The following is a 15,858-nucleotide window of genomic DNA, read 5'->3' on the forward strand; positions in this document are numbered from 1 at the left end:
CCACCACTTTTATATTATTTACCAATTAACGTATATTATTCCATTACTTTTATAAGTTTAAATTCTGTATAATCACATGAAGCTAATAAATATTCAACTCCATTGTAAACTTCCTTTAATCCCATATTAAAAGATTCTTTTCCGTGAAGATGTCCATATATAACTTTTTCAACATTATACTCTTTGTATAGTTTAGTAAATTCTGATTCTTCTAGTTTATCATTAGTAGGAGGATAATGAGTTATTACTATTATTTTTTCATGTCCGTCCTTTTTTGCAGCATCTAGAGATAACTTTATTCTATGTACTTCCCGAGGATATATTTTTTTATCATTTTCATCAAATTTTACTTCATTAGGACATATCCATCCTCTTCCTCCACATACAGCGTATTCCTCGTACATATAATAATTATTTTGTAAAAACTTCATATTATCAAATAATTTATTTAACTTTCCTACAGTAGTCCACCAATAATCATGATTTCCTTTAACAAATATTTTATTTCCTGGAAGTTTGTCTATGATATCTAAATCAGGCATTGCCTCTTGCATATTTATTCCCCAAGAAGTATCTCCTAACACTAATACAGTATCATTATCATCTACATTATTTATCCAATCTTTTATTATTTTTTCCTCATGATTTTTCCAGTTGTCTCCGAAAATATTCATAGGTTTATTTACAGCTTCTGAAAAGTGTAAATCTCCTATTGCATACAAAGCCATATTATCACTTCCTTCTTTAAATAATTATATCCTAACTATATATTCTTTATAATTTTATACAATAAATAATAAGCATACAAAAATAAAAGAAGTGAAATTACTTCACCTCTTTTTTATATTGCTCTAATATCTCGTCTATTTCATTTTTTAAAATTATAATCTCACTTATATCTCTTTCATTATCTATTCTATCTAGTCTTCTTTGAAACATTATAGCCTTATGAGTTTCTCCTATATTGTAAAGTTCTTGTATTCTATTTAATACATCCCTTATAGTTATAGATTTCACTTGATACATTACTTGAGCTTTCATTATTTCTTCTCTTATTTCGCTCATTTCTTGATCTAGTAAAAAAGCTGCATCAGCTGCTCGTCTCAATCTAACTTCTATATCTTCAGGTATATAATGTTCGTATTTATATTTTAATGAATGTTCTATTGTAGCCCAGAAATTCATAGCTAAAGTTCTTATTTGTATTTCAGCTAATATTTCCTTAAATCCTAAAATTGTATTTATAGGATACTTTATTATTACATGATAACTTCTATAACCGCTGTCCTTAAAATTTTCTATATAATCTTTTTCATATACTATAGCCATATCATTTCTATTTTTTATAATATCTACTATAGTATGTATATCCTCAACAAATTGGCACATTATCCTTATTCCAGCAATGTCCTCCATTGTATCTACCTCATCTAAAGGTATACCTAACCTCTTAGATTTAGATATTATAGATGCTATTTTTTTTACTCTTCCTGTAACAAATTCTACAGGAGAGTATTCCCCCTTATTTAAAAACTCTTTTCTTATATTTTTAAACTTTACTTTTAGTTCTTCTATTCCATGTTCATAAGGTACTAATATATCATCCCACTTTTCATATTCCATATTACTCACCCTTTATATCGTTTTTAACTCTATATATTTTACCATAAATTATCGATTTTTTGTACAATAATGCGAATTTTCATTATAAGGTTCGTAGTACAATAAGATAAATTATACATAGAATATACAGTATGTCCTTTTAAGTCTGCAATATTAAACAGCCCTATTTTATTATATGAGTTATATTTAGTTTATCCACTCTATATTTTAATTTATCATATAAAAATTATTTGGTTAACCTATATAAATAATTTTTTTAATTTATTAAGAGTCTTATTTCTTATATTATTGTCTTTTGTTATTTTAATCTTTATATTACTAGATATCCTTTCATTAAACATAGATTCTATGAAATATTCTACTATACCTCTATCCTTAAAATTTATGTTGATTATTCCTTTAGAATATAATTTAGAATCTAATGTAACTATTTTATCAGACAAATTCAAACGATTATCTTTACTCATATAATCTTCATAAGGCTTAAAGTCTTCACAATAAGAAATCTTATAGTTTATTACGTTATCACTTATGTTTAAATCATATGTCTTTCTCATATATTTAGCAAATTCTACATTTTGTTTTTTTACTTTATTTAAATTACTATTGTAATCCTCTTTTATCCAATGTCCGTATATTCTACAATTAAGTGGCCTTACTTCATATATAGAACACCTATTATTTTCATCTTTAAATGGACATGGTAGTTTTTCTACATACTCTAAAAAATAATAATCAAAAATATTATTCATACTATTCGATTTTAATTTATTGCTTTTTTGTAAATAATTATATATGTTTAGAAATTCAACTAAATTTATTCCAACAGACTCCATGCAACAGTTTCCGCATCCTTTGCAGTTGCCTTTTGGAACAGAATCATATACTTTATTTAGTTCTGAGAAAATATTATTTTCTTCACAATACTTTATGCTCTTTAATATAGTTTCCTTTTTTATACTAGGCATTATAACATCTCCTTGTTATAATATATTAGGTTAACACAAAAGAATATTATACCATAATTTATACATATTAGTAGGAGGTAATTTTTTATGAATAGATATGCCAAGGTAATATCTCCAATGGGAATATACTTTACAAAAGACTTTGAAAAAAAGAAAAAAGATTTAATTAAAGTTAGAGAAGTAAAAGAAGATACCGTAAAAAAGTTTTTCTTAGCAGCTGATTGCGAAGTTTTAGTAATATTTGAGGAAAGTGGCAAAGAAATATTAATAGACCCTTTTTCTTCAGAAGAAGATATAAAAAAGTATTTAGGTCCAAAATTTATAAAAAGATAAAATTTTTTCAAAAAATGTATAACAAATTAAAAACTTGTACATATTATAATTGTACGAACAAAGATTTAACTCAATCTCCCCCTTTGAGAACTTCCATGCTCCCCCAAGGAAGTTCTCTTTTTTTTAAAAAAATTTGGTAATATTTTCACTATATGAGAATATACTATACTATAAAGATGCAAGGCGGCATAGCCAAGTGGTAAGGCAGAGGACTGCAACTCCTTTATCCTCGGTTCAAATCCGGGTGCCGCCTCCATTATTAATAAGGGTAGACTTAAATATATTTAAGTCTACCCTTGTTAGATTTATAAGAACTTTTTAACTGCTTTTCCGTTTAAATAATCACACTTATCTCCTTGATATATATTGTTTGTCTCCATATATTCATCTATCATATCTTTTATCTTCCACCAAGAAGTATTCCAATTACAGAATAGTGTATTTTCTTCAGGGGCTCTTCCTATTAATCTGTGAATTACTATGTCTTTAGACAAATATTGTAAAAATATAGATACTCTTTTTACATACTCATTTAAATCTATCATACTTATTTCATTGTTAATATACTGTTGTGCCATATCTGTTTCTTTTGCTATATATAAAGAATGTAGTTTTACTCCATCTATTCCTAATGCCGATAATATCTTTGCATTTTCTATTACATCATCCATATTATCTCCTGGCAAATTTAGTATAAGATGAGCACAAACTTCAAAACCGTATTTTTTAATTCTAAATACAGCATCTATAAACTCAGCTAAGCTATGTCCCCTATTAATTTTATTTAAAGTATGATAATTAACTGTTTGAAGCCCCATCTCTATAGATATATTTATATTATTTTTTTCACTTATATTCTTTAGTATTTTAAGATATTCGTCATTTATAGAGTCTGGTCTTGTAGATATATCTATCTCAACTATATCATCCATAATAGCTTCATTTATATACTCTTCAAATTTTTTTAAAGGCATATAGGTATTCGTATAGTTTTGAAAATAAGCTATAAACTTATTTGCTTTATACTTTTTTCTTATATAATCCATATTTTTAATAAGTTGGTCTTTTACAGATAAGGTATTTTCTAGACTTTCAAATCCTGCGCCTACATCTGCACAAAATGTACAACCTCCTTTGCTTATCTCTCCATCTCTATTTGGACAAGTTATAGGCAAGTTTAAAGGTAATTTATAAACCTTCTCTCCGTATTTTTCTTTAAGATAATTAGAATATATTTTATATCTATTATTCATTTTGCCCTCCTGATAAATATTTGTTCTTAACTACTATGTAATACTTAGTCACTTAATATTTTTAATACTATATACATTAATATATACTAATTTACTTATACTATAGATGTAAATAATATATATTTAAAAATTTATTATTTAAAGTTTATTGACAAGTCATCAACTATATCGTAATATATGAATATAGCATTTTTGGAGGGGATAAACATGGAAACATTCTTAAATAACCCTAAATTATTCGAGGAAAGTGCTGAAATATTAAAAGCATTGTCTCACCCAGTTAGATTATGTATAACAAAAGGCCTATTAGATGCAGGTAGCAGCAACGTTACTAACATGCAAATATGTTTAGACATGCCTCAATCTACTATTTCTCAACATGTTGCAAAATTAAAATCTTCAGGTATAATTACCGGCGAGAGAAATGGTCTTGAAATAATATACAGAGTTTCTAATGAAAAGGTTGCAAGAGTAATAAAAGCTTTATTTGAAGAATAATTAATAACTTAGAAAAAATATAAAAGAAGTCAATTTATATTATTATATATGACTTCTTTTGAAAATTAAATCATATTATTATAATATAAGGATTATTAGATTAATATAATGAAAGGGGATTTTAAAAATGTCTAAAAAAGTAATTATAGTAGGTGGAGTTGCTGGCGGTGCTTCTACCGCAGCTAGACTTAGAAGAGTTGATGAAAACTGCCAAATTATAATGTTCGAGAAAGGAGAGTATATTTCATTTGCTAACTGTGGTCTTCCTTATCATATAGGAGAAACTATAGCTGATAGAAGTAATCTTCTTGTTCAAACTGTAGAAGGAATGTCTTCTAGATTTAATATGGATATAAGAAACTTAAGTGAAGTTATTAAAATAAATAAAGATAATAAAACTGTTACTGTAAAAAATCATAAAACTAATGAAACATACGAAGAATCTTATGATGTTTTAGTACTATCTCCAGGAGCTAACCCAATTAAGCCTCCAATTCCTGGAATAGATAAAGCTAATAATTTATTTACACTAAGAAATATACCTGATACAGATGTAATAAAAGCATTTGTAGATATTCGAAAGCCTAAACGTGCTGTTGTTATTGGTGGTGGATTTATAGGCCTTGAAATGGCTGAAAATCTTCATGATAGAAATGTTCATGTAACACTTGTTGAGATGTCTAACCAAGTAATGGCTCCAATTGATTACGAAATGGCTTGTATAGTGCACGATCATTTATTTGATAAAGGTGTCGATTTAATACTTGAAGATGGAGTTAAGTCTTTTGAAAATAATGGTACAAAAGTTATATTAAATAGCGGCAGAGAAATAGAAACTGATATGATAATACTTTCTATAGGAGTTAAACCAGAAAGTACAATAGCTAAAGATGCTGGTCTTAATCTCAATGAAAGAGGAGCAATCGTAGTAGATGACCATATGAAAACATCTGATCCTAATATATATGCTCTAGGAGATGCTGTTGAAGTAACAGATTATATAAATGGAAAACCTACTATGATACCTTTAGCTTGGCCTGCAAATAGACAAGGAAGGATAGTCGCTGATAATATCTCTGGTAGAGATATTAAATATCCAGGTACATTAGGCTCTTCTGTGGCTAAGGTGTTCGATTTAACAGTTGCTTCAACTGGGAATAACGAAAAGTTATTAAAAAGACTTAGTATAGACTATAAAGCATTACACATACATCCAGGGTCTCATGCTGGTTATTATCCTGGTGCATTCCCTATATCACTTAAACTAATATTTGATCCTAAAGATGGAAAAATATTCGGTGCACAAGGTGTTGGTCTTGATGGAGTCGAAAAGCGTATAGACGTTATAGCTACTGCTATAAAAGGTAACCTTACTGTATTTGATTTACCAGATTTAGAATTATGTTATGCTCCACCTTATTCTTCAGCAAAAGACCCTGTTAATATGGCTGGTTACGTTGCGTCAAATATAATAGACGGTCTTGTTGATATAGTTCAGTGGAATGAAATAGATAATATAGTTAAAAATGGCGGTCTATTAATAGATGTTAGAGAGTCTGAAGAAAGAGATATGGGATATATAGAAGGCTCAATAAATATACCTTTAGGTGAACTTAGAAATAGAATGAAAGAGATACCAAAGGATAAGGAAGTATATTTAACTTGTCAAGTTGGTTTAAGAGGATATATCGGAGCTAGAATTCTTTCTCAATATGGATATACAGTTAAGAACTTAGATGGTGGATATAAGACTTATGCTTTAGTTAAAGGTATAAATGGTGACCAAGGAAAAAAGTATGATGCTCCAGTTGATGATTCTGGAGTTATAAAAGGTGGATCTCGCTTGGATAATGAAGAATTAAAAGATATAAATGCACATGTAACACTTAATGCATGTGGCCTTCAATGCCCTGGTCCAATAAGAAGAGTTTTTGAAGAAGTTAATAAAATGAATGAGGAAGAAATTTTAGAAGTTAAAGCTACTGATCCAGGATTTGCTAAGGACATATCTACTTGGTGTGAAAGAACGGGAAATACTTTAATAAGGTCTGAGTTTGATAAAGGTGAAAAGGCATTTAAAGCATTTATCCTAAAAGGAAATAAACAATTAAATAACTCTGATGCCTCTTGTACTGTAGGATCAGCTGCTATATCTAATCAGTCTAAAGATGGCGCTACAATGGTTGTATTCAGCGGTGAGTTAGATAAAGCAATAGCATCATTTATAATAGCAACTGGTGCGGCTTCAATGGGTAAAAAGGTGACTATGTTCTTTACATTCTGGGGATTGAATATATTAAAGATAAAAGACAAACCATCAGTTAAGAAAGATTCAATGGAAAAGATGTTTGATATGATGCTTCCAAAACATACTGGCCAGCTTCCACTATCGAAAATGAATATGGGTGGTATGGGACCTAAAATGATAAGTCATATAATGAAGAAAAATAATGTAGATGATTTAGATACCTTAATAAAGAATGCTATAGATATGGGTGTTAATGTTGTAGCATGTGCTATGTCCATGGATTTAATGGGAATAAAGAAGGAAGAACTTATAGATGGAGTTGAAATAGCTGGAGTTGCTTCATATCTTGGTGCGGCTGATGAATCTGGATTAAACTTATTCATATAAAAAATATCTCAATACAAAAATAAACCTTTTTTGACAATAATATTTATTTTAAAATGTCGAAATATGTTTCTTTCAAAAAAAATAAGGGGGCCTTAATAGGCCCCTTTATTTAATAAGTTTTTAATTTTATATATTTATTATATTAACATATGATTTAAAAGTCAATAATTAATTGATATATTTTTCAGAAAATTTTTAATTGTTTTCATTTACTTATAAATCTAATTATATAAACAAATCTACTCTATAAATGAAATATTTACTTCTTTATATCCTATATTTTTTAATGTTGTTTTCAACGAACTTTCTGTATTATTTTTTACTTCCTCTACAAATCCCTCTGACATTATCTTTTTCTCATATTCATCCTTGTATTTATTAAGTTCCTCGAAAACCTCATTTATGGTTACTTTATTAAATATAGAGTTTTTTATATCATAAACATAGACATTTTGTTGATCTATATAATGGTCTAATATTACACATTTTTTAATTTGGATATTTATAATCTCTCCCGTATTTTTTGTAACTTTTATATCATCGCCATTTATTCCTGCTTTAATAACTCCATTGTACTTTACTATAAAGGATTTTTCTGTAAAAGGTATTTTTACATTATTTACAGTTTTATCTTTTTTAAAAGTCACTATATTTGTGTAATTATATTTAGTAGTTGTAATTTCTAAAACTTTATATATAGTATCCATTATTGCACTCGTATTTTTTTTAGTATGTTCAGATAAAATATACTTATAACTAAATATCGAAACAAACACGCATACTAATGTTATAAAAATTATTGACATTTTTTTAGTTTTTTTTACTTTTTGTACCAAAATTCTACCCCCTTTGATATAATATAAATATTGCAATATAACAATTTCTTAAGTGAAAGGAGCATTACAATGCCTGCATTAGTATTCGGACATAAAAACCCTGATACAGACTCAGTATGTTCTGCTATAGCTTTAGCTAAGTTAAAAAACATGCTAGGATATAAAGCTACACCTTATATATTAGGTGAAGTAAGAAAAGAAGCTCAGTACATCTTAAATCACTTTAATGTAGAATATCCTGAAATTTTAAAAAATGTTAAAATACAGGTTAAGGATTTACAGTATGACAAAGTAATTCCTATGGATCCATACGAATCTGTATTAGAAGCATATAAGACTATGGATAAAAACAATATAAGAACTTTGCCTATAGTAGATGAAAATGGAATTTTCATAGGACTTATAACTATGAAAGATATAGCTACAGGATTGCTTTTAAATAATCATAGAACTATAAACACTTCTATATCAAATATATGCAAAGACTTAAATGGTTCAGTACTAGTAAATTGTAATCCAACTATAAATGGTAGAGTTATAACTTTATCCTTTGGTTATGAAACTATAAAAGAAGTAGTAACTCAAGGAGATATAGTAATAGTTGGAGATAGATACGACACTATTGGCTATGCTATAGAAACTAAGGTGCAGTTAATAGTAGTTACTGGAGACCAAGAAGTTCCAGGAAACTTATTGCAACTTGCTAAAGACAACTCTGTTTCTATAATATCTGTTCCACTCGATACTTATGAAACTTCTAAACTTATAAATCATTGTAACTATCTTAAATCAATAGTTAACACTAACGATTTAATTGTATTTAATGAAGATGATTATGTTGATGATATAAAAGATGATATGATAAATACTAATTTTAGAAGTTACCCTGTAACAGATGATAGTAATAAGTTTTTAGGCTTAATTGGCAGAAAACAATTATTAAATCCATCTAGAAAAAAGGTTATATTAGTTGATCATAATGAATATGCTCAAAGTGCAGATGGATTAGATCAAGCTGAGATAATAGAAATAGTAGATCACCATAAAATAGGAGGTATAGCTACATCTTCTCCTATAAACTTTAGAAATGTGACAGTTGGGTGTAGCGCTACTATAATTTATCAAATGTACAAGGAAAATTATTTAGAAGTACCACATGAAATAGCGGGACTTTTAATGTCAGCAATATTATCTGATACATTATTATTTAAATCTCCAACAACTACTGATATAGATAAAAAAGCTGTTGAAGAATTAAGTAATATACTTGAAATTGATTATGAAAAATATGCTATGGAAATGTTTAAAGCAGGTACATCTCTAGAAGGGTATTCTATAGAACAAATAGTTAATATGGACTTTAAAGAATTCAACATTGAAGGCCGTAGAGTTGGTATCGGACAAGTATTTACTTTAGATGTGGATTCTATATTTAATAAGAAAGAAGAATTCTTAAACTATATAAACAATACTAACTACGATATATTATTATTAGCTATAACTGATATAATAAAAGAAGGGTCTTATATACTATATAAAGGTTCTGATAATGTTATGTCTAGTTCATTTGATATAGATGCTCGTCAAGGAGCATTTATAGATGGATTAGTTTCTAGAAAGAAACAGCTAATTCCTAAATTAACTAATGCATTAAAACTAAACAAATAAAAATTTCCTTAAATAGAAAAAGGTATTGATTAAAATTTAATCAATACCTTTCTTATTATTATGCCTTTTCTACGTCACTATAATCTATTCCAAAAGTTTCTACTGTAACTTTTTTCATAACCTGAGGTTCAAGTGGCTTGTCTCTAAAATCAGTTGAAACACTTACTATTTTATCTACTTCTTCTATACCCTCTAATACTCTACCAAAAGAGGCATATTGTCCATCTAAATGAGGAGATTTAGCAACCATTATAAAAAACTGAGATCCAGCAGAGTTAGGACTCGCTGATCTTGCCATAGAGATAACTCCCTTTTCATGTTTTAGGTTATTTGTAAATCCATTAGAGCTGAATTCACCCTTTATAGAATATCCAGGATTTCCTGTTCCTAAACCTTGTGGGCATCCACCTTGTATCATAAATCCAGGTATTACCCTATGGAATATAAGTCCATCGTAAAAACCTTTTTGTACTAAAGATACAAAATTTTTAACTGTATTAGGAGCTATATGAGGATATAGTTCTACAACTATTTTTTCTCCGCTTTCCATTTCAATATTAACTATAGGATTTTTATTTTCCATTTAATTACCTCCATTGTAAAATATTTACAAATAAATTATACTATGTACTTCCTATTTAGTATATACAAAAACACAAAAAAATAAGCTACAGTCGGTAGCTTATTTTTCTTCTATTCCATCTAATTGTGGTGTTTCACGATAATCTATATCTAAAATATTGAGTATTTTTTTAGATCTTTCTTTCGTAGTGCCATTTACTTCTATATAATTCACATTTTCAGATTTGAGAAATCCTATAATAGCTTCATCTATTTCAGTAGCTATTTTCTCATCCTGCCATCTTACTCCATCTTGTACATATCCAAATTCTCTTGGAACATATATTATCAGGTCATAATTTTGTATATCTTCTAATGCTAATGCATATAAATCTTTTAATATTTCTATTTCTTTTTTAGATCTTTGTTTTCTACCTAGCATAAATCTACCATATATATATGGTACAAATGTAGCATAGTCAGTCAATGCATAGTCAAATTGAGATAATTGATCTTCTAATTTCTTTTGCCCTAAATATATTCCATATTGTTCTGCTATACTTTCAATCATACCTTTGTCTCTTAAATACTCAGTTGAATATTCAAAGGCATACCCTACATTTAATCCAGATATTTTCATCTCAACATATAGGTGTTGTATTAGTGTTGTTTTTCCACACCTCGGTCCACCTAAAACAGCTATTCTCTTTGTTGCCATATTTATCTCAACTCCATAGTTTTATTTTAAAAGAACCTTTACATTATACTAATTTTTAGGAGTTTATTCAAGTTTGTAAATAATGTCTTTTGCTAATTCATATCCTTCATTAAATATTTCTTTACAAAACTCTCTTTCAAATTTTAGAGTATGCTCAGAAGTAAGTTTTGTATTTGGTTTTATTATAATTATGTCTTCATCATTATAATGATCCTTTATATAATCAGGTGCAGTATAGTCATTTCTCATAGGTATTATTATTAGTTTATCTACTTTTTCTTCTATAAATGGTGTCAACAATGTATTTCTAATTATTCCACCATCTAAATCATATCCGTCAAATACTCCATTCATAACATCTGTCCTAAAGTCTTCGAATACCTTTCCTACATCATAAGAATCCATTAACTCCTTAAGGGTAACCTCTTCATCTATTTTGCATGGTAAAAGAGAGCTATATTTTATATAATCTAATCCCTTTTCTACATCTTGTTTAGACACATCTACGGTGACTTCTTTTATACTATGATTTCTTATTTTAGTATAATTTACATACAATGACTTTGTATTATCACCTTTATCCTTTAGATCCTTTAATACATTAATTATTTCAGAATTATCCACAACATTATCTTTTATTTTACCATTTACAAAGCTTTTTTCATCTAAATTTGTCCACATATCTTTAAGTTTATCAACATTATCTGTATAAACAAAGTATCCATTTATAGCTCCTATAGACGTCCCTGTTACTATACTAAACTTGTTTATTTTGTTATCATAAAGCGAACATATAACCCCTGCTTGAAATGCCCCTTTGGCACCTCCACCCGGTAAACAAAGTCCTATATTCATTACGCCATCTCCCTTTTGATAGTTCTATATCTCATAAAACTTAATAAAACTTTTGTATATATAGTAATGGTCTATAACAGATCCCAACTCTCTTATTGAATGCATAGCAAGTATTGGAGTTCCTACATCAACTGATGGTATATCTATATGAGTAGAAGATATAGGTCCTATAGTACTGCCCCCTCTTTCATCAGACCTATTTACAAATTTTTGATATGGCACATCAGCTTCCCTGCATATATTCTCATATACTGCTGTAGAGTAGCTATCGCTAGTATAACTTTGATTGGCATTTATCTTTATAACCGGACCTTTCCCCATAACAGGCCTATTAGTTGGGTCGTGTTTTTCTGGCACATTAGGATGAACCGCATGAGCTAAATCTGCTGATATTATAAAAGAAGAATATAGACATCTAAAAAATTCTTCTCTATCTTTATTTAGGCTTAAACATATTCTTTCTAGTATATTTAATAACATATTAGAATCTGCCCCTTGTTTTGTTGAGCTTCCAACTTCTTCGTTATCAAATACAACAGCTACATTTATACCTTTATTTCCATTATTATTACATAAAGCATGTAAACTAGCATGAGCCATAGCTAAATTGTCTAATCTAGAAGAAGATACGAATTCTTCATTAGGTCCCATTAAAATACCTTTTTCATATTCATATAAAAATAAATCAAAGTCTAGTATTTCATCTATATCTATATTCAAATTATTACATATCTCTTTTAATAAAAAATTATCTTTTTCTAATGTATCATTTAAAATACCTACTAGCGGAAGCATATCTCTTTGTTTGTTTAATGCTACACCTTCATTTACACTTCTATTCATATGTATAGCTAAATTAGGTATTATACATATAGGCTTACTTATATTTACTAATATTTCTTTTGGTCTTAATATATTTTCACTTTTTACAGTAACTCTACCGGCTATAGCTAATGGTCTATCTAGCCAAGTGTTGAGTATAGGTCCACCATACACTTCTGTATTTAACTTTAAATACGTTTTTTCGACGTCTATTTCAGCATTTGGCTTTATTCTAAATGATGGAGAGTCAGAATGAGATCCTACAATTCTAAATCCTTCTTCTTCAATATTATTAGAATTTACAGTAAATGCAACTATAGCAGATTTATTCTTTTTTATATAGTATTTTCCCCCTAATTCTAAATCCCATTTATTTAGTAAGTCTATTTCTGTAAAGTTATTTCCACTCAATAATCTTTCTGCGCTTTCTACAGCATGAAATGCAGTAGGACTTTCATATATAAAATCTAACAAATCATTCCCAAATTCCTTAGTTTTCATTTTATTATCTCCTTTTTATATTACATCCAGAGTTGTATAATCTTTATTTATAATCTTTATTCCCTTATTTTCAAATGCAATAGTTACATTTGACCCTTGAACTGATACAACAGTCCCAACTCCAAATTTTTGATGATGCACTTTGCATCCTAGTTTTATATCAGGTATATCATCACTACATTCAGGTTTTATAGTTGCTCCTATATTCGTAGCCACAGTTTTTTTATTTATATTTTGCATATATTTTTGTTTATATTTATCTAATAAATTATATCCTGATTTATAATTTCCAACGCTCGATGATTGGTATTCATCTTTATTTGGCCAATTAACACATTCTTCTGGTAATTCACCTATAAATCTTGACTTAACAGATGCGTTTGTTTTGCCGTATAAAGTTCTTTTAATTGTATGTATCATGAATAACTCTTCTTTAGCTCTAGTTATACCTACATAGCACAGTCTTCTTTCTTCTTCTATCTCTGATTCAATCATAGATTTCATTGCTCTAGCTATAGGAAATATTCCTTCTTCTAGTCCAGGTAGGAAAACTACAGGAAATTCAAGTCCTTTTGACGTGTGCATAGTCATAAGAGACACTCTATCATTATCCTCTTTATTTCTGTCTGCATCAGAAGTTAAGGCAACAGAAGTTAAAAATGTTTCAAGGTCTTTTTCTTCACTACTATTCTCAAATTCTATAGCTATAGATATAAATTCTCTTAAATTATCTATTCTATCTTGACTTTCATCCGATTTATCTTGTTCTAACTCCTTTATATATCCTGTAGTTTCTAAAACTTTCTCTATAAGTCTACTTACAGGATAAGCTTGCTTCATAGCTCTTAATGTTCCTATTATTTCTACGAAATTGTTTATACTAGCTTTAGCTTTAGTAGATATATCAGAGTTAATATCTATATCTAACAGTACAGAGAATATACTTTCTTGTTTAATAACAGATCTATCTTCTATTTTTTCTATTGTTCTAAGACCTATTCCCCTTTTAGGTACATTTATTATTCTTCTTAAACTAATATCATCCTGTGGATTTTGAATTAATCTTAAATAGGCTATTAAATCCTTTATTTCTTTTCTTTCATAGAATTTTATACCACCATATATGTTATAAGGAATTTGCTGCCTATTAAGAGCATCTTCCACTGGACGAGCTTGTGCATTTGCCCTATATAATATTGCAAAATCGCTATAGCTTCTTCCTTGTCTACGCAATTTCAATATAGTATCTGCTATAAAATCAGCTTCTGCGATTTCGTTTTCTGATATGTATATGTTTATAGGCTCTCCTTCTTTTTGCTCACTCCATAACTTCTTTCTCTTTCTCTCTATATTGTTTGCAATTACGGTATTTGCCGCATCTAGTATTACTTGAGTAGATCTATAGTTTTGTTCAAGTTTTACTACATGTACATTATCATAATCTCGTTCAAATTCTAGTATATTTCTTATATCCGCGCCTCTCCATCCATATATAGATTGATCGTCATCTCCAACTACACATATATTTTGATGTTCTTTAGCAAGTAGCTTTATAAATTCATATTGCGCTTTACTAGTATCTTGGTATTCGTCAACCATTATATATCTGAACTTATTTCTATAATAAGCAAGAACACTTTCGTCTTCTTTAAGTAATTCTACTGTCTTCATTATTAAATCATCGAAATCCAGCGCACTATTTCTCTTAAGACGATCTTGATATAACGAATATATAGATGCTATTTTACTCATTCTTAAATCATCCTGGTGAATTTTCTTAAACTGTTCTGGCGATATTAATTTATCTTTAGCACCAGATATTTGACTTATAATGTTCTTTGGTTCAAATACCTTATCGCTTAAGTTAAGTTCTTTTAAACAGTCCTTTATAAGGGTTAATTGATCCCCACTATCATAAATAACAAACGATCTATTATATCCTATTTTATTTATATCTTTTCTAAGTATTCTTACGCAGCAAGAGTGAAATGTACTAATCCACATATCTTTTGTATCTGCAGCTAACGTCTCTTCGACTCTCTCCCTCATTTCATTAGCAGCTTTATTTGTAAATGTTATAGATAATATATGAGATGGATACACCCCTTTATCTTCTATTAAGTGTGCTATTCTATATGTTAAAACTCTAGTTTTACCAGATCCCGCTCCTGCTAGTATAAGAACTGGCCCCGCTATCTTTTCTACTGCTTCTCGCTGAGCTGGATTTAATGTATCTAAATTCATATTGTGCCTCCTCTAAAAAGTTCCATAAGTATATTTTAATTCAAATTATAGAAATGTTCAAACTTAATACAGATTTAATTGACTACTAATTAATTATTTACTATATTAATAAAAATTAGAACAAATCTTTCTTGATGATTTAATATAGTTTTAGTCAATAATAAAAGCAACCCATAAGGTTGCTTATTTATTTATTAAATTTTAATAAAAAAAGACTACGCGGCTACGTCCTACTCTCCCAGGCAGCTTCCCACCAAGTACCATCGGCGCTAAGGAGCTTAACTTCTGTGTTCGGAATGGGAACAGGTGTATCCTCCTTGCTATTGTAACCACATAATCTTTA

The 15,858-nt window shown here is 28.6% G+C and carries 14 protein-coding genes, 1 tRNA gene and 1 rRNA gene; 5 read left to right on the forward strand and 11 right to left on the reverse strand.

Annotated elements, in window-relative coordinates:
* Positions 1-35: 35 nt before the first annotated feature.
* The 3 genes from ACUSRV_RS08860 to ACUSRV_RS08870 all read right to left on the reverse strand — a co-directional run bounded on the left by ACUSRV_RS08860 (position 36) and on the right by ACUSRV_RS08870 (position 2,591).
* The gene (locus ACUSRV_RS08860; RefSeq protein WP_490141582.1) at positions 36-728 is read right to left on the reverse strand and encodes a metallophosphoesterase; all 693 of its coding nucleotides are present in this window, start codon (positions 726-728) and stop codon (positions 36-38) included.
* A gap of 97 nt (positions 729-825) precedes the next feature.
* On the reverse strand, positions 826-1,623 hold the full coding sequence (locus tag ACUSRV_RS08865) for a GTP pyrophosphokinase (protein ID WP_490141583.1): 798 nt from the start codon (positions 1,621-1,623) through the stop codon (positions 826-828).
* 239 nt (positions 1,624-1,862) lie between these two features.
* Positions 1,863-2,591 carry a YkgJ family cysteine cluster protein gene (locus ACUSRV_RS08870; protein WP_490141584.1) on the reverse strand — a complete coding sequence of 243 codons (729 nt, stop codon included), beginning with the start codon at positions 2,589-2,591 and terminating at the stop codon, positions 1,863-1,865.
* Positions 2,592-2,678: 87 nt separating this feature from the next.
* On the opposite strand from ACUSRV_RS08870, the gene ACUSRV_RS08875 reads away from it, so the two are divergent.
* Positions 2,679-2,924 (forward strand): hypothetical protein, encoded by a 246-nt coding sequence (locus ACUSRV_RS08875; RefSeq protein ID WP_490141585.1) that lies wholly within the window; start codon positions 2,679-2,681, stop codon positions 2,922-2,924.
* A gap of 182 nt (positions 2,925-3,106) precedes the next feature.
* Positions 3,107-3,180, forward strand: a tRNA-Cys gene (locus tag ACUSRV_RS08880).
* A 49-nt stretch (positions 3,181-3,229) separates the two neighbouring features.
* On the opposite strand, the gene mnmL is transcribed toward ACUSRV_RS08880, so the two are convergent.
* A complete protein-coding gene (gene mnmL, locus ACUSRV_RS08885) occupies positions 3,230-4,177 on the reverse strand; it encodes a tRNA modification radical SAM protein MnmL/YtqA (RefSeq protein ID WP_490141586.1) in 948 nt (315 codons plus the stop codon).
* Between the two features lie 207 nt (positions 4,178-4,384).
* Here mnmL and ACUSRV_RS08890 point away from each other — a divergent pair, with 207 nt between their 5' ends.
* Positions 4,385-4,675: an ArsR/SmtB family transcription factor gene (locus ACUSRV_RS08890; protein ID WP_490141587.1), complete on the forward strand. Its 291-nt coding sequence runs from the start codon at positions 4,385-4,387 to the stop codon at positions 4,673-4,675.
* A gap of 127 nt (positions 4,676-4,802) precedes the next feature.
* Positions 4,803-7,310, forward strand: coding sequence for a CoA-disulfide reductase (cdr, locus tag ACUSRV_RS08895; RefSeq protein WP_490141588.1), 2,508 nt, complete (start codon positions 4,803-4,805; stop codon positions 7,308-7,310).
* 239 nt (positions 7,311-7,549) lie between these two features.
* On the opposite strand, the gene ACUSRV_RS08900 is transcribed toward cdr, so the two are convergent.
* Entirely contained in the window at positions 7,550-8,146 is a 597-nt protein-coding gene (locus ACUSRV_RS08900) for a DUF4230 domain-containing protein (RefSeq protein WP_490141589.1), read from the reverse strand.
* Between the two features lie 69 nt (positions 8,147-8,215).
* On the opposite strand from ACUSRV_RS08900, the gene ACUSRV_RS08905 reads away from it, so the two are divergent.
* Positions 8,216-9,814, forward strand: a complete 1,599-nt coding sequence (locus ACUSRV_RS08905; RefSeq protein WP_490141590.1) for a putative manganese-dependent inorganic diphosphatase — start codon at positions 8,216-8,218, stop codon at positions 9,812-9,814.
* A 58-nt stretch (positions 9,815-9,872) separates the two neighbouring features.
* On the opposite strand, the gene ACUSRV_RS08910 is transcribed toward ACUSRV_RS08905, so the two are convergent.
* The 6 genes from ACUSRV_RS08910 to rrf all read right to left on the reverse strand — a co-directional run bounded on the left by ACUSRV_RS08910 (position 9,873) and on the right by rrf (position 15,849).
* Positions 9,873-10,397, reverse strand: a complete 525-nt coding sequence (locus tag ACUSRV_RS08910; protein WP_490141591.1) for a peptidylprolyl isomerase — start codon at positions 10,395-10,397, stop codon at positions 9,873-9,875.
* Between the two features lie 99 nt (positions 10,398-10,496).
* On the reverse strand, positions 10,497-11,093 hold the full coding sequence (locus tag ACUSRV_RS08915) for an AAA family ATPase (RefSeq protein WP_490141592.1): 597 nt from the start codon (positions 11,091-11,093) through the stop codon (positions 10,497-10,499).
* Positions 11,094-11,156: 63 nt separating this feature from the next.
* Positions 11,157-11,948: a patatin-like phospholipase family protein gene (locus ACUSRV_RS08920; RefSeq protein ID WP_490141593.1), complete on the reverse strand. Its 792-nt coding sequence runs from the start codon at positions 11,946-11,948 to the stop codon at positions 11,157-11,159.
* A 24-nt stretch (positions 11,949-11,972) separates the two neighbouring features.
* Positions 11,973-13,271 (reverse strand): M18 family aminopeptidase, encoded by a 1,299-nt coding sequence (locus ACUSRV_RS08925; RefSeq protein ID WP_490141594.1) that lies wholly within the window; start codon positions 13,269-13,271, stop codon positions 11,973-11,975.
* Between the two features lie 15 nt (positions 13,272-13,286).
* Positions 13,287-15,515, reverse strand: coding sequence for a DNA helicase PcrA (pcrA, locus tag ACUSRV_RS08930; RefSeq protein ID WP_490141595.1), 2,229 nt, complete (start codon positions 15,513-15,515; stop codon positions 13,287-13,289).
* A 217-nt stretch (positions 15,516-15,732) separates the two neighbouring features.
* Positions 15,733-15,849 (reverse strand): 5S ribosomal RNA (gene rrf, locus ACUSRV_RS08935).
* Positions 15,850-15,858: the final 9 nt, after the last annotated feature.

Source organism: Sporacetigenium sp. TC11 (genome assembly GCF_058146105.1).

Excerpts from the sequence above, each read along its gene's own strand:
- ACUSRV_RS08860 (WP_490141582.1), bottom strand. The coding sequence starts at position 728 with ATGGCTTTGTATGCAATAGGAGATTTACACTTTTCAGAAGCTGTAAAT.
- ACUSRV_RS08865 (WP_490141583.1), bottom strand. The coding sequence starts at position 1,623 with ATGGAATATGAAAAGTGGGATGATATATTAGTACCTTATGAACATGGA.
- ACUSRV_RS08870 (WP_490141584.1), bottom strand. The coding sequence starts at position 2,591 with ATGCCTAGTATAAAAAAGGAAACTATATTAAAGAGCATAAAGTATTGT.
- ACUSRV_RS08875 (WP_490141585.1), top strand. The coding sequence starts at position 2,679 with ATGAATAGATATGCCAAGGTAATATCTCCAATGGGAATATACTTTACA.
- mnmL (WP_490141586.1), bottom strand. The coding sequence starts at position 4,177 with ATGAATAATAGATATAAAATATATTCTAATTATCTTAAAGAAAAATAC.
- ACUSRV_RS08890 (WP_490141587.1), top strand. The coding sequence starts at position 4,385 with ATGGAAACATTCTTAAATAACCCTAAATTATTCGAGGAAAGTGCTGAA.
- cdr (WP_490141588.1), top strand. The coding sequence starts at position 4,803 with ATGTCTAAAAAAGTAATTATAGTAGGTGGAGTTGCTGGCGGTGCTTCT.
- ACUSRV_RS08905 (WP_490141590.1), top strand. The coding sequence starts at position 8,216 with ATGCCTGCATTAGTATTCGGACATAAAAACCCTGATACAGACTCAGTA.
- ACUSRV_RS08910 (WP_490141591.1), bottom strand. The coding sequence starts at position 10,397 with ATGGAAAATAAAAATCCTATAGTTAATATTGAAATGGAAAGCGGAGAA.
- ACUSRV_RS08915 (WP_490141592.1), bottom strand. The coding sequence starts at position 11,093 with ATGGCAACAAAGAGAATAGCTGTTTTAGGTGGACCGAGGTGTGGAAAA.
- ACUSRV_RS08920 (WP_490141593.1), bottom strand. The coding sequence starts at position 11,948 with ATGAATATAGGACTTTGTTTACCGGGTGGAGGTGCCAAAGGGGCATTT.
- ACUSRV_RS08925 (WP_490141594.1), bottom strand. The coding sequence starts at position 13,271 with ATGAAAACTAAGGAATTTGGGAATGATTTGTTAGATTTTATATATGAA.
- pcrA (WP_490141595.1), bottom strand. The coding sequence starts at position 15,515 with ATGAATTTAGATACATTAAATCCAGCTCAGCGAGAAGCAGTAGAAAAG.